General features: G+C 69.2%; 16 protein-coding genes and 1 tRNA gene. 10 read left to right on the forward strand and 7 right to left on the reverse strand.

Features of this window, described 5'->3' with window-relative positions; genetic code table 11:
• Nucleotides 1–15 precede the first annotated feature (15 nt).
• The 7 genes from DRV85_RS12585 to DRV85_RS12615 all read left to right on the forward strand — a co-directional run bounded on the left by DRV85_RS12585 (nucleotide 16) and on the right by DRV85_RS12615 (nucleotide 8,904).
• On the forward strand, nucleotides 16–2,208 hold the full coding sequence (locus DRV85_RS12585) for a hydantoinase/oxoprolinase family protein (RefSeq protein WP_113289828.1): 2,193 nt from the start codon (nucleotides 16–18) through the stop codon (nucleotides 2,206–2,208).
• A gap of 14 nt (nucleotides 2,209–2,222) precedes the next feature.
• On the forward strand, nucleotides 2,223–4,106 hold the full coding sequence (locus DRV85_RS12590; RefSeq protein ID WP_113289829.1) for a hydantoinase B/oxoprolinase family protein: 1,884 nt from the start codon (nucleotides 2,223–2,225) through the stop codon (nucleotides 4,104–4,106).
• Nucleotides 4,103–4,747, forward strand: a complete 645-nt coding sequence (locus DRV85_RS12595; protein ID WP_113289830.1) for an isochorismatase family protein — start codon at nucleotides 4,103–4,105, stop codon at nucleotides 4,745–4,747. The genes DRV85_RS12590 and DRV85_RS12595 overlap by 4 nt, the downstream gene beginning before the upstream one ends.
• 2 nt (nucleotides 4,748–4,749) lie before the next feature.
• Nucleotides 4,750–5,832 (forward strand): sugar ABC transporter substrate-binding protein, encoded by a 1,083-nt coding sequence (locus DRV85_RS12600; protein WP_158540154.1) that lies wholly within the window; start codon nucleotides 4,750–4,752, stop codon nucleotides 5,830–5,832.
• Complete coding sequence (locus tag DRV85_RS12605) at nucleotides 5,829–7,373, forward strand: sugar ABC transporter ATP-binding protein (RefSeq protein WP_233495506.1); 1,545 nt, start codon at nucleotides 5,829–5,831, stop codon at nucleotides 7,371–7,373. Before DRV85_RS12600 ends, DRV85_RS12605 begins: the two co-directional genes overlap by 4 nt.
• A 14-nt stretch (nucleotides 7,374–7,387) precedes the next feature.
• Nucleotides 7,388–8,437 carry an ABC transporter permease gene (locus DRV85_RS12610; protein ID WP_113289833.1) on the forward strand — a complete coding sequence of 350 codons (1,050 nt, stop codon included), beginning with the start codon at nucleotides 7,388–7,390 and terminating at the stop codon, nucleotides 8,435–8,437.
• A 92-nt stretch (nucleotides 8,438–8,529) separates the two neighbouring features.
• On the forward strand, nucleotides 8,530–8,904 hold the full coding sequence (locus DRV85_RS12615; protein ID WP_113289834.1) for a DUF4168 domain-containing protein: 375 nt from the start codon (nucleotides 8,530–8,532) through the stop codon (nucleotides 8,902–8,904).
• Between the two features lie 62 nt (nucleotides 8,905–8,966).
• Here DRV85_RS12615 and DRV85_RS12620 read toward each other — a convergent pair whose 3' ends face one another.
• Complete coding sequence (locus DRV85_RS12620) at nucleotides 8,967–10,295, reverse strand: serine hydrolase domain-containing protein (protein ID WP_113289835.1); 1,329 nt, start codon at nucleotides 10,293–10,295, stop codon at nucleotides 8,967–8,969.
• Complete coding sequence (locus DRV85_RS12625) at nucleotides 10,276–10,716, reverse strand: hypothetical protein (RefSeq protein WP_147238844.1); 441 nt, start codon at nucleotides 10,714–10,716, stop codon at nucleotides 10,276–10,278. The genes DRV85_RS12620 and DRV85_RS12625 overlap by 20 nt, the downstream gene beginning before the upstream one ends.
• 26 nt (nucleotides 10,717–10,742) lie before the next feature.
• Here DRV85_RS12625 and DRV85_RS12630 point away from each other — a divergent pair, with 26 nt between their 5' ends.
• The gene (locus tag DRV85_RS12630; RefSeq protein ID WP_113289837.1) at nucleotides 10,743–11,201 is read left to right on the forward strand and encodes a helix-turn-helix domain-containing protein; all 459 of its coding nucleotides are present in this window, start codon (nucleotides 10,743–10,745) and stop codon (nucleotides 11,199–11,201) included.
• Between the two features lie 149 nt (nucleotides 11,202–11,350).
• Nucleotides 11,351–12,022 (forward strand): SDR family oxidoreductase, encoded by a 672-nt coding sequence (locus DRV85_RS12635; protein ID WP_113289838.1) that lies wholly within the window; start codon nucleotides 11,351–11,353, stop codon nucleotides 12,020–12,022.
• A 7-nt stretch (nucleotides 12,023–12,029) separates the two neighbouring features.
• Here the strand turns inward: DRV85_RS12635 and DRV85_RS12640 are convergent, their stop codons facing one another.
• Together DRV85_RS12640 and DRV85_RS19195 are read right to left on the reverse strand one after the other, a co-directional pair.
• On the reverse strand, nucleotides 12,030–14,525 hold the full coding sequence (locus DRV85_RS12640; RefSeq protein ID WP_113289839.1) for an adenosylcobalamin-dependent ribonucleoside-diphosphate reductase: 2,496 nt from the start codon (nucleotides 14,523–14,525) through the stop codon (nucleotides 12,030–12,032).
• A 24-nt stretch (nucleotides 14,526–14,549) separates the two neighbouring features.
• A tRNA-OTHER gene (locus DRV85_RS19195) sits at nucleotides 14,550–14,658 on the reverse strand.
• Between the two features lie 97 nt (nucleotides 14,659–14,755).
• Between DRV85_RS19195 and DRV85_RS12645 the strand changes: the two genes are divergently transcribed.
• On the forward strand, nucleotides 14,756–15,184 hold the full coding sequence (locus tag DRV85_RS12645) for a DUF1489 family protein (RefSeq protein WP_113289840.1): 429 nt from the start codon (nucleotides 14,756–14,758) through the stop codon (nucleotides 15,182–15,184).
• A gap of 79 nt (nucleotides 15,185–15,263) precedes the next feature.
• Here the strand turns inward: DRV85_RS12645 and hisG are convergent, their stop codons facing one another.
• From hisG to hisS, 3 genes are read right to left on the reverse strand one after another with little or no spacing between them, the layout of a single operon-like run.
• Nucleotides 15,264–15,959: an ATP phosphoribosyltransferase gene (gene hisG, locus DRV85_RS12650; RefSeq protein ID WP_113289841.1), complete on the reverse strand. Its 696-nt coding sequence runs from the start codon at nucleotides 15,957–15,959 to the stop codon at nucleotides 15,264–15,266.
• Nucleotides 15,956–17,041, reverse strand: coding sequence for an ATP phosphoribosyltransferase regulatory subunit (locus tag DRV85_RS12655; RefSeq protein WP_113289842.1), 1,086 nt, complete (start codon nucleotides 17,039–17,041; stop codon nucleotides 15,956–15,958). The genes hisG and DRV85_RS12655 overlap by 4 nt, the downstream gene beginning before the upstream one ends.
• Nucleotides 17,038–18,540, reverse strand: a complete 1,503-nt coding sequence (hisS, locus tag DRV85_RS12660; RefSeq protein WP_113289843.1) for a histidine--tRNA ligase — start codon at nucleotides 18,538–18,540, stop codon at nucleotides 17,038–17,040. The genes DRV85_RS12655 and hisS overlap by 4 nt, the downstream gene beginning before the upstream one ends.
• Between the last annotated feature and the right edge of the window lie 120 nt (nucleotides 18,541–18,660).

Genomic DNA, 18,660 nt, shown 5'->3' on the forward strand with positions numbered 1-18,660 from the left:
ACGGGAAGGACAACCATGACGACGACCGAAGACCTCATCCGAACCTACGAGTCGCGACTGGCCGAGATCGAGGCGCGTCTGGCCCGCGTGGAAGGTGCGCAGGCACCGGCGCCACGCGCGGCGCGCCGGCGCGGCACGGGCGATCTGCGGCTCGGCGTGGATGTGGGCGGCACCTTCACCGACCTGCTGCTGCTCGACGAGGGCAAGGGCCGCATCTTCACCGCCAAGGTGCCCTCGACGCCCAAGGACAGCTCGATCGGCGTGCTCAACGGCATCGAGAAGATCTGCCGCGAGGCCGGCATCCGCCCGTCCGAGATCGCCGAGGTGATGCACGGCACCACCGTGGCCACCAACACGGTGCTCACCGGCTCCGGCGCGCGGGTGGGGCTGGTGACGACCAAGGGCTACCGCGACACGCTGCAGATCGCGCGCAGCTATGTGCCCGGCGGTCTTGGCGGCTGGGTGATCTGGAACAAGTCGCTGCCGCTGGCGCGGCTCGAGGACACCATCGAGGCAGACGAGCGCATCGACGCCAAGGGCCACGTTCTGGTGCCGCTCGACGAGAAGAAGTTGCGCAAGGATCTCGAAAAGCTCGCCGAGACGGGCATCGAGGCGCTGACCGTCTCGCTCTTCAACGCCTATGTCTCGGACATCCACGAACGCCGGATCGCGGAGATCGCCGCGCAGATCATGCCGGGCATCCCGATCTCCACCTCTGCCGGCACCATGCCGGAAATGTATGAATACGAGCGGACCGAGACGACGGTGGTCAACTCCTACGTCCGGCCCGTCGTCGCCAACTACGTCTCGAACCTTCAGACCGAACTGAAGGACCAGATGGGCGACGTGATGCTGCAGATCCTGCGCTCGGACGGGGGCCTGTCCTCGGCGCAGGCGGCGATGGACCATCCCGTGAACCTGCTGATGTCCGGGCCTGCGGGCGGCGTCTCGGGCGCGAAGTGGATCGCCAAGAACGCAGGCTTCGATCACCTGCTGACCTTCGACATGGGCGGCACCTCGACCGACGTGGCGCTGATCGAGGGAGGCGAGGCGCGCACCCGTCGCGAGACGCGGGTGGGCGACGTGACGGTGCGCGCGCCCTCGATCGACGTGCGCACGGTGGGCGCGGGCGGCGGCTCGATCGCCTATACGCCGGAACTGACCAAGGCGCTGCGCGTGGGTCCGCAGTCGGCCGGCGCCGATCCGGGCCCCGCCGCCTACAAGAAGGGCGGCGAGGAGCCCACGGTGACGGACGCCAACGTCGTGCTGGGCTACCTGCCCGCCGACGCCAAGCTTGGCGGCGACATGGACATCAGCCGCGACCTCGCCGCGAAAGCGGTCCAGAAGGTCGCCGACGCCCTCGACAAGACGGTGGAAGAGGCCGCCGAGGGCATCATCGCCATCGTGAACGAGAACATGGTGGGCGCGCTGCGCCTGGTTTCGGTCGAGCAGGGCTATGACCCGCGCGACTTCGCGCTGATCGGCTTCGGCGGCGCGGGGCCGCTGCATGCCAACGCGCTGGCACGCCTGATCGGCGCCTGGCCCGCCATCGTGCCCCCCGGGCCGGGCGTGCTCTGCGCCTATGGCGACGCGACGACGCGGCTGAGGAACGAGGCGAGCCAGACCTTCGTGAAGAACACCTCCGCCACCTCCGACCGCGAGGTGGGCAAGATGCTGGAGGAGCTGGCCGACCGCGCCGCGCAAGACCTCGAGGACGAGGGCGTGACGCGGTCCGAGCAGGAGACGATCTATCAGATCGACATCCGTTATGCCGGCCAGGGCATGAAGCTGACCCTCGACGTCACACCGGAAGACTTCCAGCGCGAGGGGCTGGCCGGCGTCGAGCACCGCTTCGATCGCGAGCACGAACAGCTCTTCACCTTCGCGCTCGACGCCGAGCACGAGCTGGTGGGCCTGCGCGCCGTGGTGCAGGGCGCCGAGAAGCCCTTCATCGGCCGCGACTACGGCACCGCCGGGCCGGACGCCTCGGGCGCCGTGGTGCACGAGACGAAGGTCTACGAGGGCGGCCAGTGGCACGCCACGAAGATCTACGACCGCGCGAAGCTGAAGGCCGGCAACCGCATCCCCGGCCCCGCCATCGTGACCGAGATGGATTCGACCTCGCTGATCCTGCCCGGCCACGTCGGCGTCATCGACAAGGTCGGCAACATCCTGATCTGGCCCGAGGACCACGAGAAGGCCCGCTGAGGGGGAGAGAAGACATGCCCGCAAAGATCATCCAGACGAACGACACCCCCTTTCACCGGGTCCCGGTCGATCCCATCACGCTCGACATCGTGGAGAACGCGCTGCGCAACGCGCGGACGGAGATGGACGCGGTGCTCTTCCGCACCGCCATGTCGCCCGGCATCCGCGAACAGCACGACGCCTACCCGATGATCGCCAACGAGGAAGGCAAGATGGTCGTCGGCCAGTTCGGCAGCTTCCTCTACGGCTTCATGCAGGGCTACGAGGGGACCATCGAAGAGGGCGACATCTTCATTACCAACGACCCCTATTCCTGCGACGGGGCGGTGAGCCACCTCAACGACTGGCTGCTGATGATGCCGATCTTCCACGACGGGCGGCTCGTGAGCTGGGCGGCGATGTTCGGCCACATGACCGACGTGGGCGGCAAGGTGCCCGGCTCGCTGCCGACCGACGCCAAGATGATCTACGAGGAGGGGCTGATCATTCCGCCCTCGAAGATCTTCAGGAAGGGTGAGCTCAACGACGAGCTTCTGGCGCTGATGCTCGCCAACACCCGGATGCCGGAGTGGAACAAGTCCGACTTCTACGCGATCCTCGCCTCGCTCCGGCTGGCCGAGCGGCGGGTGCGCGAGAACATCCAGCGCTTCGGGGTGGATACCTACATCTCGGCGATGCAGGACATGCTCGATCGCAACAAGCTGGCGATGGGCGCGATCATCAAGATGTTCATCCCCGAGGGCGACCACAAGGCCTATTTCGAGGACTGGATCGACGACGACGGGCAGGGCAACGGTCCCTTCAAGATCGCCTGCTCGCTCTGGCGCGAGGGGGACGTGGCGATCTTCGATTTCACGGGATCGGATCCGCAGTCGCTGTCGTCGATCAACTTCCTGCTCAACGAAGAGATGTTCAAGATGTTCTTCGGGGCATTCACGATCAACCTCTTCGACCCGCAGATCCTGTTCAACGACGGCTTCTACGACCTCGTCGACGTGCGTATCCCGCCGGGCTGCATCCTGAAGCCAAAGAAGCCCGCGGCGCTGTCGTGCCGGACCCACATGCTGGGCCGGATCTTCGACCTGATGGGCGGGCTGCTGGGACAGGGGGCGCCCGACGCGCTCAACGCCGCAGGCTTCTCGGATTCGCCGCACTTCATGTATTCCGGCTTCGACCGGAACGGCGAGTGGTTTCAGCTCTTCCAGATCGGCTTCGGCGGCGTTCCGGGCCGGCCTGTGGGCGACGGGCCGGACGGGCATTCGCTCTGGCCCGCCTTCACCAACGTGCCCAACGAGTTTCTCGAGGCCTACTTCCCGCTGCGCATCCGCACCTATGCCACGATCCCGGATTCGGGGGGCGCGGGTCTGCACCGCGGCGGCAACGGCATCACCATCGCCTACGAGATGCTGGAGGCGGGCGAGATCTCGATCCACGACGACCGCTGGCTCACCTATCCCTGGGGCGTGAACGGCGGCGAGCCGGGGATGCGCTCGACCAAGACGCTGGAGCGGACGGACGGCACGAAGGAGAACATCCCCTCCAAGTGCGACCGCATCAAGGTGGAGCCGGGCGACATCCTGCACTTCAACACCTGGGGCGGCGGCGGCTGGGGCGATCCGCTCCAGCGCCCGGCGGAAAAGGTCTGGGACGACGTGCAGCGCGGGCTGGTGACGGTCGAGGGGGCGCGGCGCTACGGCGTCGTCATCCACAAGAACAAGGTGGACGAGAAGGAGACCGAGAAGCTGCGCGCCGAGATGGCCCGCAAGCGCGGCGACACCAAGCTCTTCGACCGCGGGTTCGAGAACCTGCACGAACTCAAGGCACGCGCGAAGGCCGAAACCGGCTTCGAGCCGCCGAAGGACCCGGAATTCTTCGCGATGAAGCAGGCCGCTGAATGACCGAGAGCCTCGACGAGAACTACGCCCGCGCGGGCTATCACGCGCGGCAGGAGTGGGGGAGCCGCCCTGCCCTGTTGCTGGTGGACTTCGCGCGCGCCTACTTCGAGCCCGACAGCCCACTCTATGGCGGCGAGGGCTGCGTGACCGCACGCGACCACGCCGCGCGGCTGCTGGACACCGCCCGCCAGACCGGGACGCCGGTGATCTTCACCGAGGTCCGCTACATCAAGGGCGGCGCCGACGGCGGCGTGTTCTTCAAGAAGGCGCCGCCGCTCAAGGTCATGGAGTGGGGCAGCCCGCTGGGCGACCTGGTCGAGGGGCTGGAGCGGCGCCCCGAAGAAATCATGGTGACCAAGCAGTATCCCAGCGCCTTCTTCGGCACCTCGCTGGCCGCCACGCTGACCTCGATGGGCGTGGACACCGTGCTGCTCACGGGGCTCACCACCTCGGGCTGCATCCGCGCCACCTGTGTCGATGCCATGAGCCACGGATTCGTCACGCTGGTCGTGTCGGACGCCGTGGGCGACCGCGCCGAGGGGCCGCATGAGGCCAACCTCTTCGACATGAGCGCGAAATACGCCGACCTCGTGACCACAAGCGAGGCGGTCGACTACCTCCAGACCATCCAAAGGGAGCAATGAAGATGAGACCCCTTCTGACCTCGGCGGCGCTGGCCGCCCTAGCGGTGCCCGCCGCGGCGGACATGGACGCCGCACGCGCACTGATCGAACAATACAGCCAACTGCCGACCTTCGAGGCGCCGGGAGAGCCCTTCGACGCGCAGGCCTGCATGGCCGACAAGAAGATGTTCGTGATCCCGCTGACGAATGCCAACCCCTTCAACGTCGCCATCGGCGAGGGCATGGCGCAGGCGGCCGAGATGGTGGGCTTCGAGCTGCGCAACTGGGAGACGCAGCTCGACCCGACCCAGTGGGTGCAGGGAATCAACACCGCGATGGCCGAAGGCTTCGACCTGATCGACTTCCAGGGCGGGCTGCCGCCGGAGCTCGTCGCGCCGCAGATCGCCGAGGCGCGCGAGGCCGGGCTGAAGGTGACGGCGACCCACAACTGGGACGCCACCACCCAGGAGGTGCCGGACTTCATGGACGGCGCCGCGAACACCGACTACGTCATGTTCGGCGAGATCATCGCAGCCTGGGCGATGGTGCAGACCGACGGCAACGTGAACGCATTGGTCCTGGGCCCTGACGAGATCACGCCCACGGCGCCGATCCGCGACGCGATCCTCGGCTATCTCGAGGACAACTGCCCCGACTGCACCGCGCGCTACATCAACGTCCCCTTCAACGACTGGGCCACCAAGGGCCAGTCCGAGGTGCAGAACGCGCTGCTCGCCGATCCCTCGATCAACTATGTCCTGCCGGTCTACGACTCGATGGCGCAGTTCATCGCGCCCGCCATCCAGATCGCCGGCTCGGACGCCAAGATCGTCAGCTACAACGGCACGCCCTTCGTGCTCGACATGATGCGCGAGGGCGACATCGTCGAGATGGTGGCGGGCGAGAGCCTGGGCTGGGTCGGCATGGCCGGCGTGGACGCCAACATGCGGCTGCTCTGCGGGTTGCCGCCGGTCGATACGCTGAACACCCCCGCCTACATCTTCACCGACGAGAACGTGGAGACCGCGGGCGTGCCGGCCACCTACGACGACGGCTACGGCGACAGCCACATCCCCGGCTTCCGCAAGCTCTGGGGCCTCGAGTGACCGACGCGCCGGCGCTCTCCGTCACGAACCTGTCCAAGAGGTTCGGGGGCGCGCTGGCGCTCGACCACGTCGCGCTGGAGGTCCGGCGCGGCGAGGTGCACGGGCTGCTGGGCTCCAACGGCTCGGGCAAGTCCACGCTGATCAAGATCCTCGCCGGGTTCCACGACCCCGAACCCGGCGGGGAGGTGCGGCTCTACGGGCGGAAGGTGCCGCTGCCGGTGCCGGGCGCACGGGTGCGGGAGATGGGCCTCGCCTTCGTGCACCAGCACCTCGGGCTGATCCCCTCGCTCACCGTGATGGAAAACCTCGCGCTGGGCGATCTGGCCACCACTCACAACTGGGGGATCAGCTGGCGCGCGGAAGAGGCCCGCGCGGCAGAGGTCTTCGCCCGCTACGACCTCGCGCTGGACCCCCGGCGCGAGGTCTTCACCCTCTCGCCTGTCGAGCAGGCGCTGCTGGCCATCGTGCGGGCTGTCGAGGATCTGCGCACAGCCTCCAAGGAGCCCGGCGTGCTGGTCCTCGACGAGCCCACGCCGTTCCTGCCGCGCGCGGGCGTCGAACAGCTTTTCCGCCTCGTTCGCGCGGCCAAGGACGAGGGCGCGAGCGTCATCTTCGTCAGCCACGACGTGGACGAGGTGCGCGAGATCACCGACCGCGCCACCATCCTGCGCGACGGCAAGCTGATCGACACGGTGGTGACGGCGGACACCTCGCACGACGCCTTCGTCGAGCGCATCATCGGCCGCGCGATGACCGCCTACGGCGGCGCGGGCAAGGCCCGGCCCAATGCCGAACCGCTGGCAGAGGTGGTGGAGCTGACCGGCCCCGGCCTTGGCCCCGTCTCGCTGGAGGTGGCGGAGGGCGAGATCCTGGGCCTCACCGGTCTGATCGGCGCGGGCTACGACGCCGTACCTGCGCTGCTTTACGGGGCGCGCAACGCCACCGGCGGACGGCTGCGGCTGGCGGGGCAGTCCATCCGCCTCGACACGATGGAGCCGCCCGAGGCGCTGGCGCGCGGCATCGTCTACCTGCCTGCCGACCGCATGGGCGCGGCGGGCGTGGGCTCTCTGCCGGTATCCGACAACATCGGCCTGCCGGTGCTGGAGCGGCTGCGCCGCGCCGCCGGCCTCTTCGACCGCGACATCCGCCAGCACGCCGGCAGCCTTGGCGCGCGCGCGGGCGTGAAGCCCAATGCGCCCGAACTGCCTCTGTCGGCGCTCTCGGGGGGCAACGCGCAGAAGGCGCTGCTGGCGAAATGGCTGCAGGTCGAGCCGCGGCTGATGCTGCTCGACGAGCCGACGCAGGGCGTCGACGTCGGCGCGCGGCAGGACATCTGGGATGCGCTCGACGGTGCGGCCGAGGGTGGCGCGGCGATCCTGATCGGCTCGACCGACTACGAACAGCTCGCCCAGCTCTGCCACCGGGTGCTGGTCTTCGCGCGCGGCCGGATCGTCGAGGAACTGACGGGCGAGCGGCTGGACAAGGACGCGATCGCCGAGGCCTGCTTCCGCTCCACCACGCTGACCGCCGCGGCGGAATGACGGACACGAGGGACATGACCGACAATCGCATCGAGGTCTACGAAGAGCGCATCGCCGCGCTGGAGGAAAAGCTGCGCGCCTTCGAGGGCCGCCTCGCGCCTCCGCCCTCGCGCCGGCCCGGAACGGAGTGGGCCGAACGCTTCGGCCTGCTCGCGGCATGGATCCTGCTGATCCTGATCCTGGGCAGTTTCCGTCCCGACCAGATGTTCTCCTGGAACAGCTACGCCGCGATGTTCGGCTCCAACGCGATGATCGTGGTCCTCACGCTCGGGCTGATCATCCCGCTGACGACGGGCGATTTCGACCTATCGGTCGCCTCCACCATGGCGCTGTCGTCGATGATGGTCGCGGTGCTCAACGTGCGCATGGACTGGAGCATCGAGGGCGCGATCTTCATGGCGCTCGCGGCCGGCGTGGCGGTGGGCGCGATCAACGCGCTCTTCATCCTTTGGTTCAGGATCCATTCCCTGATCGTCACCCTGGGCACGGGCTATTTCATAAACGGCGTGGTGCTGTGGATCTCCAGCTCGGCTGTCATCTCGGGCGTGTCGATGGACCTCGTCCGCGTGGTGATCATGACGCGCTTTCTCGGCATCCCGCTCGCCTTCTGGTATGCGGTCCTCCTGACGGCCGCGCTGTGGTACGTGTTCCAGCACACCGCGCTGGGCCGACGGCTGCTCTTCGTGGGCCGCGGGCGCGAGGTGGCGCGGCTGTCCGGCGTCAACGTCAACCGCGCGCGGGCGGGCGCGCTCATCGCCTCGAGCACCATCGCGGCGCTCGCCGGCGTCCTCTACACCGGCATGCGCGGCTCGTCCGACCCGTCCTCGGCGCTCGCCTTCCTGCTGCCGGCCTTCGCGGCGGCCTTCCTGGGCTCCACCACGCTCTACCCCGGCCGCTTCAACGCGCCGGGCGCCTTCGTCGCGGTCTATTTCCTGTCCACAGGCATCATGGGGCTGAACTTCCTCGGCGTGCCGAGCTTCGTGCAGAACCTGTTCTATGGCGGCGGCCTCGTGATCGCGGTCTCGATCAGCCAGCTCATCCGCAAGCGCCGCCCGATGGACTGACCCGCCGCTCAGGCGGCGGGAACTTGCCGAATTGTTTGCCGTCGCGCGCCCGCGGCCCCATCCTCCTGTCAGCCACAAGACCAGGAGGACACATGGCTTTGAGAACCCGCCTCGCCACGATGACTGTCGCGGCCTTCGCCGCCGTCGCCGTTCCGCTCGCGGCCGGGGCACAGGAGAATGCGCCGCTCGAACGGCCGTTCTCGGAGGAAAAGATCGCGGCCTTCGTCGGCGCGGCGCTCGACGTCGTGCAACTGCGCGACAGCTATTCGCAGCGCATCCAGCAGGCCGAGAGCGACGCCGAACGCGAGCGCCTCGTGCAGGAAGGCAACGCCGAGATCCGCAGCGCCGTCGAATCGGCGGAAGGGATTTCGCTCGCGGAATACAGCCAGATCGGGCGCGCGGCCTCGGAAGACGAGGAGCTCAACGCGCGCATCGTCGCGCGGATCGAGGAGCAGATGCCGCAGTGACGCGGCAAGCCCGGGCGGGGCCGGATGCGCCCCGCCCGCAGATGGCCTGACGGGCCCGACGCCTAGCGGTCCATCAGATATTCCGCCACGGCCTGATAGGCGGGCAGCGATGTCGGGTCGATGTATCCGTTCTTGGCCTGCGGAAACGACGCGAAGCGCACGAGCACCATTTCGGCCGCGGGATCGACATAGATCGTCTGGCCGTGCACGCCGCGCGCCGCGAAGGCACCATGGGCGTTGTGGAACACCCACCACTGGCTCGTGTAACTGCCGCCGGGGATCGTGGGAAAGCCCGCGAACTTCGCAGGATCGCCGCCGGCGCGGATCTTCTCGACCACCTCCGCCGGAAAGAGCCTTTGGCCGAAGATCTCGCCCCCGTTCAGCATCAGAAGCCCCAGCCGCCCCAGATCGCGCAGGCCCGCGCTGATCCCACCGCCGGCGAAGGGCACGCCCTTGCCGTCCACGGTCTGATAGGCGTCCTGCTCGGCCCCCATCGGCCGCCAGAGCCGCTCCGAGGCCATCTCGGTCACCGCCGTGCCGGTGGTGCGGCTGATGATCCAGCCCAGCATGTCCGAATTGATCGTCTTGTAGTGAAAGGCCTCGCCGTGCGCGCCCTCGGGCTCGACCTGCTGGAGATACTCCCAGTAGCCGTCCGGCCCGTCGTAATCCTCGGGTTTCGGCAGGGGGCTGGCAGCGGCCGAATAGAGCCAGATATCGGCGTTGGGATCAGCGTAGTCCTCGGAGTATTTCACGCCTGTCGTCATGTCCATCACCTGCCGGACGGTGGCGGTGGCGAAGGCGCTGTCCCCGATCTCCGGTATGATGTCGCGCACGAGCGCCGTGTCGTCGAGCGCGCCCTCGACCACGAGGATCTCCGCCAGAAGCCCCGTCACCGACTTGGTCATCGACATGGCGGCGTGCTGGCCGTCCTCCTCGAGGCACCCGAAATACCGCTCGTAGACCACCTTGCCCTCGTGCAGGATCAGCATCCCGTCGGTGTAGTTGGCGTAAAGCGACTCCTCCCAGGTCATCTCCTCTTCGTCATCCATCGGCGTGAAGGTCAGCGCGTCGATCTCCGCGCGCATGTCGGCGAAGACATGCGGCGCGACATAATCGAGCGGTTTCGGCGCGCCGAGGCCGCGGCTGATCCGCTCGGTGGGCAGGAACTCGCGCAGGTGGCAGACAGACCAGCGCAGCTTGGGAAAGCTGAAGTAGTTGGAATCGGGCTGCGTGATCAGCCTGTCTGGCGGCGGCGGAAAGCCCTGCATCCAGCCCATGACACGCGGATCGGAGTCCTGCGCCGTGAGCGGCGCGGACTGTGCGGAGAGCGAGCCCGTTCCCGCCAGAACCACGGCGAGCGCCAGGGCGAAGCTAGAAATTGACGACGACATTGATGAAACCTCCGGTCCAGTTCGGCACCCCGCCGGCGAAGGCGCCGGCGATCCCCTCGCCCGGCACAGAGACGCTGAAACCGGCGGTGAGAAACGTGGTGCGGTTGATGATGCGATCGTCCGAGAGATGCGGTCGGTCACGCCGCTGACCGCGTTCGCGGTGCCGCCGACAGTCTCCACCCGCGTGGCCTGTCCGGCCGTGCGCCTGCCCGTCCGAATTGGTGAAGACCTTCGAGGACCTGGACCCGTTGGCCCGGGCGCTCGCCGCGCCCTCGCAACAGACCGGATCGAACCGGCCGAGCCGGGGAGCGCCGCGCGCCGTCGATTCGTCATGCCAAGCATCCTGCGAAGAGCCCCGGACCATCCTTTCGTTGACGAGACTATCCGGAACTCGCTCAAATGAGGTGGCATTGTCGCCCATTCTGGGCGGTCTGATCCGGAGGGCACATGACGCGCAGCACCTCCTCCGACGCCGACCCGGTGCGCGCGCGGTTCGGGCGGATCTGGCCCGCGCATCTGGCCGGCTTCACCCGTCTGCTCGTGCGTCTGCGCGCGCATTTCGACGGCGACCTCGACCTTGCGCTCGTTCTGGCGGTCGTGGGCGAGCGCACGCGGCCCGACAGCTGGCAGGCCCGGCTTGAAAGCCCCGACAGGCTCTCCGTCGGGCATGTCGCGCGGGGGCGGCAACGCCCGATCAACACCGAGTCCATCGCCGATTACTCGGGCATCCCGCGCGAGACGGTGCGGCGCAAGCTGCTTGCGCTCCGCGCCCGCGGCTGGATCGATCGCGACCAGCGCGGCTACTGGTATGTCACGGGCCGCGCGGCCGGCGACCTGGAAGAGGCGACGGCGGACTCGCTCGACTATCTCAGGACCATCCTCGACGCGGCGCGGGGCGCCGAATAGGGCCCTGCCCGGCCCTGCGATCTGCCGGGCGGCCGGCGCCTTGGCCCTCAGGCTCCTGTGGCGCCGGGCCCCTGCCTGCGCGCGTCACCTTGCCTTCGGCGCGTGCCGGGCTCACCTCATGGCAGAAGACGAATGGACAGGAGAACGGAATGGCCAGGACTTTGCTCATCACGGGCGCCTCTTCGGGCATCGGCGCGGCGACCGCGCGGGCCGCGGCCGCCGAGGGGTGGAACGTCGCCCTGCTGGCGCGCTCGCAGGACAAGCTCGCGGCGCTGGCCGAAGAGCTTGGCGAGGCCGCCCTGCCCCTGACCGCGGATGTCGCCGACTTCGGCACGCTTGAGACGGCCGTCGCCCGCACCGTGGATCGCTTCGGCGGCCTGCACGCGGCCTTCGCCAATGCCGGCCTCGGCGTGGACCGGCCGGGGACCGAGGGGGGCGATCCCGAGGAATGGCGCCGGGTCGTGGACACCAACGTGATGGGCGTGCTGCACACCGCGAAGGCCGCCCTTCCCGAGCTGCGCAAGACCAGGGGGCATCTGCTTCTGACCGGCTCCGCCGCGGGGCGGCGGCATGTGAAGGGCTCGGTCTACTCGGCGACCAAGTGGTTCGTGCACGGCTACGGCGGCAACATGTCCGAGGAGATGCGCGAATGGGGCGGGCGCTGCACGGTGATCTCGCCGGGCATGGTGGACACGCCCTTCTTCGACGAGGCGAAGCCCGACAAGCTTCAGCCCGAGGACGTGGCGGGCGCGGTGATGTTCGCGCTCAATCAGGATCAGCGCGCCGAGGTGCGCGAGGTCTTCATCATGCCGACGTACTGATGTCCGGCTAGCTGCACTTCGAGAAGCCGCAGGCGGTGCAGGTCATGCAGCCCTCGATCATGGCCATGGCGTATTGCCCGCAGGCGGGGCAGGCAGGGCCGCGGGGGCGTTCGTCGAGGCCCACGACCTGCGCCGTGGGGTCGGACTTCAGGCCCTTGCCCTCGCCCTCGAGGAAGCCGATGGCGATCATGTGCCGCTCGATCACGCCGCCGATCGCGGCGAGGATGGAGGGGATGTATTTCCCGTTCTGCCAGGCGCCTCCGCGCGGATCGAAGACGGCCTTGAGTTCCTCGACCACGAAGGAGACGTCCCCGCCGCGGCGGAAGACGGCCGAGATCATGCGGGTGAGCGCGACGGTCCAGGCGAAATGCTCCATGTTCTTGGAGTTGATGAAGACCTCGAAGGGGCGGCGGCGGCCGCCCACGACGATGTCGTTGATGGTGAGGTAAATGGCGTGCTCGCTGTCGGGCCACTTGAGCTTGTAGGTCGCCCCTTCGAGCGCTTGCGGCCGGTCGAGCGGCTCGGACATGTAGATGACGTCGCCATGCGGCGCCTGCGGCTCGGCGTCGGTGTGGGCGACGACGGTGGGGGCGTCCTCTTCCCCGGCCGTCAGATGGCCGACCGATACGTCCAAGGCCGCTGCCAGGGCCGCGATTGTATCGAGCCTTGGGCTTTTCGATTTGCCCTTCAGGATATCATAGACCGCCGTGGCGTTCAGACCGGCCGCCTCCGCAAGCCGCTTGGAGTTCGTGCCCTTGGCTTTCATGGCAGCTTCAAGCCGCTCCGGTAAGCTCAGGCTCTTCTCCTCCGCCACGCTCAGCACGCTCCCCGTCACATCGTTCGGGCGGTAGGTCGTGCAGCCCTTGCAGCCGGTCTCGTAGGCCTGCAGGTAGACCTCCTTGAAGTCCTCGAAGGCGATGTCGGCGGGCACGTTGATCGTCTTGGAGATGGACGAATCCACCCATTTCTGCGCCGCCGCCTGCATCTTCACGTGCTCCTCGGGCGCGAGCGTTTGGGCGTTCACGAAATGCTCGGGCAGCTCCGCGTCCTCTCCGAACTTCTCGCGGTAGAGCTGGACGGCATAGTCCACCACCTCCTCCTCGGTGCGCGAGCCGTCCTTCTGCAGCACCTTGCGGGTGTAGGCATAGGCGAAGACCGGCTCGATCCCCGAGCTGACGTTCCCGGCGTAAAGCGAGATCGTCCCCGTCGGCGCGATGGAGGTCAGGAGCGCGTTGCGGATGCCGTGGGCGGCCACGGCCGCGCGCACGTCGGCGTCCATCGCCTGCATCGTGCCGGAGGCGAGGAAGGCGTCGGCCTCGAACAGGGGGAACGGCCCCTTCTCCTTCGCGAGCTCCACGGAGGCGAGGTAGGCCGCCCTCTGCACGCGGTGGAGCCAATCCTCCGTCTGCGCCGCCGCTTTGTCGGAGCCGTAGCGCAGCCCCAGCATCAGCAGCGCATCGGCGAGCCCCGTGACGCCGAGGCCGATCCGGCGCTTGGCCTGCGCCTCGGCGCGCTGCTCGGGCAGCGGGAAGTTCGAGGCGTCCACCACGTTGTCCATCATGCGCACGGCGGTGGCGACGAGCTCTTCGAGCTCCGCCTGGTCCAGATGCGCCTGCGCCGTGAAGGGATCGCGCACGAGGCGGGCGAGGTTGACCGACCCCAGCAGGCAGGCGCCGTAGGGCGGCAGGGGCTGCTCGCCGCAGGGGTTGGTGGCCGCGATCTCCTCCGCGTAGGCGAGATTGTTCATCGCGTTGATGCGGTCGATGAAGATCACCCCCGGCTCGGCGTAGTCGTAGGTCGCGCGCATGATCCGGTTCCAGAGGTCGCGCGCCTCGACCGTGTGATAGACCTTGCCGCCGAAGGTCAGCTCCCACGGGCCGTCGGCCTTCACCGCCTCCATGAAGGCGTCGGTCACCAGCACCGAGACGTTGAAGTTCCTGAGCCGCGCGGGGTCGGACTTGGCCGCGATGAAATCCTCGATGTCGGGGTGGTCGCAGCGCAGCGTCGCCATCATCGCGCCGCGGCGGCTGCCCGCCGACATGATGGTGCGGCACATCGCGTCCCAGACGTCCATGAAGCTGAGCGGGCCGGAGGCGTCGGCCGCCACCCCGTCGACCGGCGCGCCCCTCGGCCGGATGGTGGAGAAGTCGTAGCCGATCCCCCCGCCCTGCTGCATCGTCAGTGCCGCTTCCTTCAGATTGTCGAAGATGCCGCCCATGCTGTCGGGGATCGTGCCCATGACGAAGCAGTTGAAGAGCGTGACCTTCCGCGCCGTCCCCGCCCCGGCGAGGATGCGGCCGGCGGGGAGAAAGCGGAAATCCTCCAGCGCAGCGTAGAAGCGCTCCTCCCAGCGGTCCGACTCGGCCTCCACCCCGGCGAGGGCCCGGGCGACGCGACGCCAGCTGTCCTCCACCGTGCGGTCGATGGGGGTGCCGTCGGCCTGCTTGAAGCGGTACTTCATGTCCCAGATGGACTCGGCGATGGGGGCGGCGAAGCGGCTCATCTTTGCATTTGCCTCGAATTTGGATGGAGCATGGAGGCGGGACTTGAACCCGCATCTACCCCGCCATACCCTTCCTAAGCCGGATGGGGTGATCGTACTCGGGGCGCTCTTCCGCTTGAGCTACTCCATGTGCGTGGGGAAGGCTGTGGGAGCAGCCTTCCCGCCCATGACCACCTTGTGGCGATCACTTACTCAGATAGTATAGCGTCAAGACTTGGGGGAGTCATGGGTTGGCGCACATAAACCTTGTGAAACTCAGCGCCGGGACCGACAGCGTCGAGGAGCTGACGGCCTGGCAGGCGAGCCGGCGCGCGCAAGGGGCGGACGGTCTGCCGCGGCACGTCACGCGGATGTGGCCCAAGCGCGAGGCTGAGATCCTCGCGGGCGGGTCGATCTACTGGGTCATCAAGGGGCTGATCCAGTGCCGGCAGCGCATCCTCCGCCTCGACCCGGTGCAAGGGTCGGACGGCATCCGCCGCTGTGCGCTGGTGCTGGAGCCGGAGCTGGTGCGCACGCGCCCCGCGCCCCGCCGCGCCTTCCAGGGGTGGCGCTACCTCGCCCCCGCCGACAGCCCCGCCGACCTGCCAGCCGGCCGCGCCGAGGAAGAGGCGCTGCCGCCGGGCATGAGCGCCGCGCTGGCCGAGATCGGGGTGATCTGAGCGCCGCTCGTCCAGCCTCGCAGCTGTCCTCGCTTGCCGGGCGCTGCGCGCGATGACGCCCGTCAGGGCGGAAGAGCACTCACCCCACGCCGAGCGTGTCCAGAAGCCCCGCCATCGCGCGGTCGTCCGCCGGCTCCAGCGGGGCGTTGCGCGCGCGGTAGAGCGTCGCTTCGCTCTTCAGCACCAGCCCGTCGGCGAGCACCTTCAGGTGGTTGGCGCGCAGCGTCTCGCCGGTCGAGGTGATGTCGGCGATCGCCTCGGCGGTGAGGTTGCGGACCGTGCCCTCGGTCGCGCCCTGGCTGTCGACGAGGCGGTAGTCCGCGACGCCGTGCTCGCGCAGGAACTCGCGCACGAGGCGGTGATACTTCGTGGCGATCCGCAGCCGGTGGCCATGCGCGGCGCGGAAATCCGCCGCGACCATGTCGAGATCGTCGAGGGTCTCCACGTCCACCCAGGCGTCGGGCACGGCGATCACGAGGTCGGCCTGCCCGAAGCCGAGCCCGGCGAGCGGCTCGACCCGGCTCTCCCAGCGCGCGAGGGTCTCGCGCACGAGATCGGTCCCGGTGACGCCGAGATGCACGCGCCCCGCGGCCAGTTCGCGCGGGATCTCGCCCGCCGAGAGGAGCACGAGGTCCACGCCCTCGGCCCCCTCGACGGCGCCGGAGTATTCGCGCTCCGCCCCGGTGCGGGTGAGCGTCACGCCGCGGGCGGCGAACCACTCGGCGCATTGCTCCATCATCCGGCCCTTGGAGGGCACCGCGAGCTTCAGCGTCATGCCGCCCCCCCGAGCGCCAGCGTCAGGCCGGGGCGGATCACGCCGCCCACGGCGGGGATCTCCGCCCCCTGCCCCAGTTGCCGCGTCAGCGCGTCGTAGCGCCCGCCGGAGGCGACGGGCGGCAGGTCGCGCCCCTCGGCGTAGAAGCCGAAGACGAAGCCGTCGTAGTATTCCATCGAGGTGCGGCCGTAGCTCGCCTCGAAGTCCAGCCGCGCCACGTCGACCCCGCGGCGCGCGAGCGCCTCGAGCCGCGCCGCGAGGCGCTCCACCGCCGGCGCGATCGCCGGCAGGTCGCGAGCGATCGCGCGCAGCCTCTCCTCGGCCGCGGGACAGGCGTCGCGCACCGCGAGCACGGCGTCGAGCCCCTCGACCTCTTCGGGCGCGAGCGGCGGCGCGGCCGCGTCCTCCTTCAGCGCGGCAATGCGCGCGAGGATCTCCTCCTCCGAGCGCAGGCCGATCATCGGGCCGGCATGCGCCATCGGGTCGGGGTCGTTGAGCAGGGCGAGCCGGGCGGGCGGCACCGGCGCGCGGCCGGCGAACCGCTCGATCAGCTGGCGGAAGCGCCGCGGACGCCAGATGTGGCGCAGGAGCGCGGCCTTGCGCCGCTCGGTCGTCTTCAGCCCCTGCACGGCCGCGGTCAGGATGCCGATGTCGCCGGTCGCGGCGCGCAGCGAAAGCGGCGCCAGCGCCTCGGAGAAGAGGGCGAAGACCTCCGCCTCCGCCCCCGCCGGATCGGCGCGGTCGAAGACCTCGTAGCCCACCTGGATGTATTCGCTGGCGCGCTCGGGGTCGTCCTCCTGCCGGCGAAAGACCTCGCCGGCGTAGGTGTAGCGCGCGGGCTCCGCGCCCTCGGCCATATGCATCTGCACCACCGGCACGGTGAAGTCCGGGCGCAGCATCTGCTCGCCGCGGAGGGGATCGTGCGTGGTGTAGACGCGGGCGCGGATATCCTCCCCGTAAAGGTCCAGCAGCGTGTCGGCGGGCTGCAGGATGCCGCAATCGACGCCTCGTGCGCCCGCCGCCTCGAAGCGCGCCACGAGGCGGGCGGCCTCGGCGCGGGTCTCGGCGCGCGGCGGTCTCATTCGGCGGGGCCGAGGCCGTGCGCGGAGAGCATCTCGCGGACCTTCGCCACCAGGTCGCCGCGCGGCACCTCGACCTGGCTCGGGCGTTCCTTCCACTCCTCGAGCGTGGCGCTTTCGGCGATCTGGGCGCCGAGGATCAGGTCCTTGAGCTGGACGACGCCGCGCGCGCGCTCGTCCTCGCCCTCGATGACGGCGACCGGCGCGCCGCGGCGGTCGGCGTATTTCATCTGGTTGCCGAAGTTCTTCGGATTGCCGAGATAGACCTCCGCGCGGACGCCGGCGGCGCGCAGCTCCGACGCCATGCTCAGGTAGTCGGCCATCCGGTCGCGGTCCATCACGGTGACGACGACCGGACCGGCGGCCGCACCCTGTCCGATCCGGCCCTTATCGCGCAGCGCGGCGAGCAGGCGGTCCACCCCGATCGAGACGCCGGTGGCCGGCACCGCCTGCCCGGTGAAGCGTTTCACCAGGTCGTCGTAGCGCCCGCCCCCCGCGACCGAGCCGAACTGCCGCTTGCGGCCCTTGTCGTCGAGGATCTCGAAGGTCAGCTCGGCCTCGTAGACCGGGCCGGTGTAGTAGCCGAGGCCGCGCACGACGGAGGGGTCGATCACGATGCGGTCGGGGCCGTAGCCCTGCGCCTCGAGAAGCTCCGCGATCTGGTGCAACTCGTCGACGCCCTCGGCGCCGACGGCGCTTTCGCCCACCGCCGCGGCGAGATTGGCGAGCGTCGCCTCCGCCGTCTCGCCCCGCGAGGTGAGGAAGGCGACCACGGGATCGGCCTGCTCGGGGCTGAGCCCGACGCCGTCGATGTAGGCCCCCGAGGCGTCCAGCCGGCCCTTGCCCAGGAGCTCGCGCACCCCGGCCTCGCCCACCTTGTCGAACTTGTCGATGGTGCGCAGGACGGCCGCCCGCTGCTCCTCGTCGGCGAGCCCCATGACCTCCAGCACGCCGTTCAGCACCTTCCGGTTGTTCACCCGCACCACGTAGTCCCCGCGCGGAATGCCCACGGCCTCCAGCGTGTCGGCGAGCATGGCGCAAATCTCGGCGTCGGCGGCCACGCTGCCCGCCCCAACGGTGTCGGCGTCGCACTGGTAGAACTGCCGGTAGCGGCCCGGCCCCGGCTTCTCGTTGCGCCAGACGGGGCCCATGGCGTAGCGGCGGTAGGGGGTGGGCAGTTCCTGCCGGTGCTGGGCATAGACGCGGGCCAATGGCGCGGTCAGGTCATAGCGCAGCGCGAGCCAGTCGCCCTTGCCCTCCTCCTCGTCCTCGGCCCAGGCGAAGACGCCGGCATGCGGGCGGTCCACGTCGGGCAGATACTTGCCCAGCGCCTCCAGCGTCTCCACCGCCGGGCTTTCCAGCGCCTCGAAGCCGTAGCGGCGATAGACGCCGGCGATGGTCTCCAGCATCTCGGCGCGCTCGGTCACTTCCGCGCCGAAATAGTCGCGGAAGCCCTTGGGCGTCTCGGCCTTCGGGCGCGGTGTCTTCCTGGGCTTGGCCATGCGCGCGGGTCCCTCGGGATCGGGTCGCGGCGGGGTCTAGCCGAAGGCACCGCGGGGGGCAAGGCGGCCTCCGCACGGGCGGCGCCCGGGCAATCTGCACGGACCGGCGATGGCAGCCGA

This window comes from Rhodosalinus halophilus, from assembly GCF_003298775.1.
Classification (GTDB): Bacteria; Pseudomonadota; Alphaproteobacteria; order Rhodobacterales; family Rhodobacteraceae; genus Rhodosalinus; species Rhodosalinus halophilus.

Bases quoted from the DNA above. Each gene is read 5' to 3' on its own strand.
- DRV85_RS12585 (WP_113289828.1), top strand. From the start codon at position 16: ATGACGACGACCGAAGACCTCATCCGAACCTACGAGTCGCGACTGGCC.
- DRV85_RS12590 (WP_113289829.1), top strand. From the start codon at position 2,223: ATGCCCGCAAAGATCATCCAGACGAACGACACCCCCTTTCACCGGGTC.
- DRV85_RS12595 (WP_113289830.1), top strand. From the start codon at position 4,103: ATGACCGAGAGCCTCGACGAGAACTACGCCCGCGCGGGCTATCACGCG.
- DRV85_RS12600 (WP_158540154.1), top strand. From the start codon at position 4,750: ATGAGACCCCTTCTGACCTCGGCGGCGCTGGCCGCCCTAGCGGTGCCC.
- DRV85_RS12610 (WP_113289833.1), top strand. From the start codon at position 7,388: ATGACCGACAATCGCATCGAGGTCTACGAAGAGCGCATCGCCGCGCTG.
- DRV85_RS12615 (WP_113289834.1), top strand. From the start codon at position 8,530: ATGGCTTTGAGAACCCGCCTCGCCACGATGACTGTCGCGGCCTTCGCC.
- DRV85_RS12620 (WP_113289835.1), bottom strand. From the start codon at position 10,295: ATGTCGTCGTCAATTTCTAGCTTCGCCCTGGCGCTCGCCGTGGTTCTG.
- DRV85_RS12625 (WP_147238844.1), bottom strand. From the start codon at position 10,716: ATGGGCGACAATGCCACCTCATTTGAGCGAGTTCCGGATAGTCTCGTC.
- DRV85_RS12630 (WP_113289837.1), top strand. From the start codon at position 10,743: ATGACGCGCAGCACCTCCTCCGACGCCGACCCGGTGCGCGCGCGGTTC.
- DRV85_RS12635 (WP_113289838.1), top strand. From the start codon at position 11,351: ATGGCCAGGACTTTGCTCATCACGGGCGCCTCTTCGGGCATCGGCGCG.
- DRV85_RS12640 (WP_113289839.1), bottom strand. From the start codon at position 14,525: ATGAGCCGCTTCGCCGCCCCCATCGCCGAGTCCATCTGGGACATGAAG.
- hisG (WP_113289841.1), bottom strand. From the start codon at position 15,959: ATGACGCTGAAGCTCGCGGTGCCCTCCAAGGGCCGGATGATGGAGCAA.
- DRV85_RS12655 (WP_113289842.1), bottom strand. From the start codon at position 17,041: ATGAGACCGCCGCGCGCCGAGACCCGCGCCGAGGCCGCCCGCCTCGTG.
- hisS (WP_113289843.1), bottom strand. From the start codon at position 18,540: ATGGCCAAGCCCAGGAAGACACCGCGCCCGAAGGCCGAGACGCCCAAG.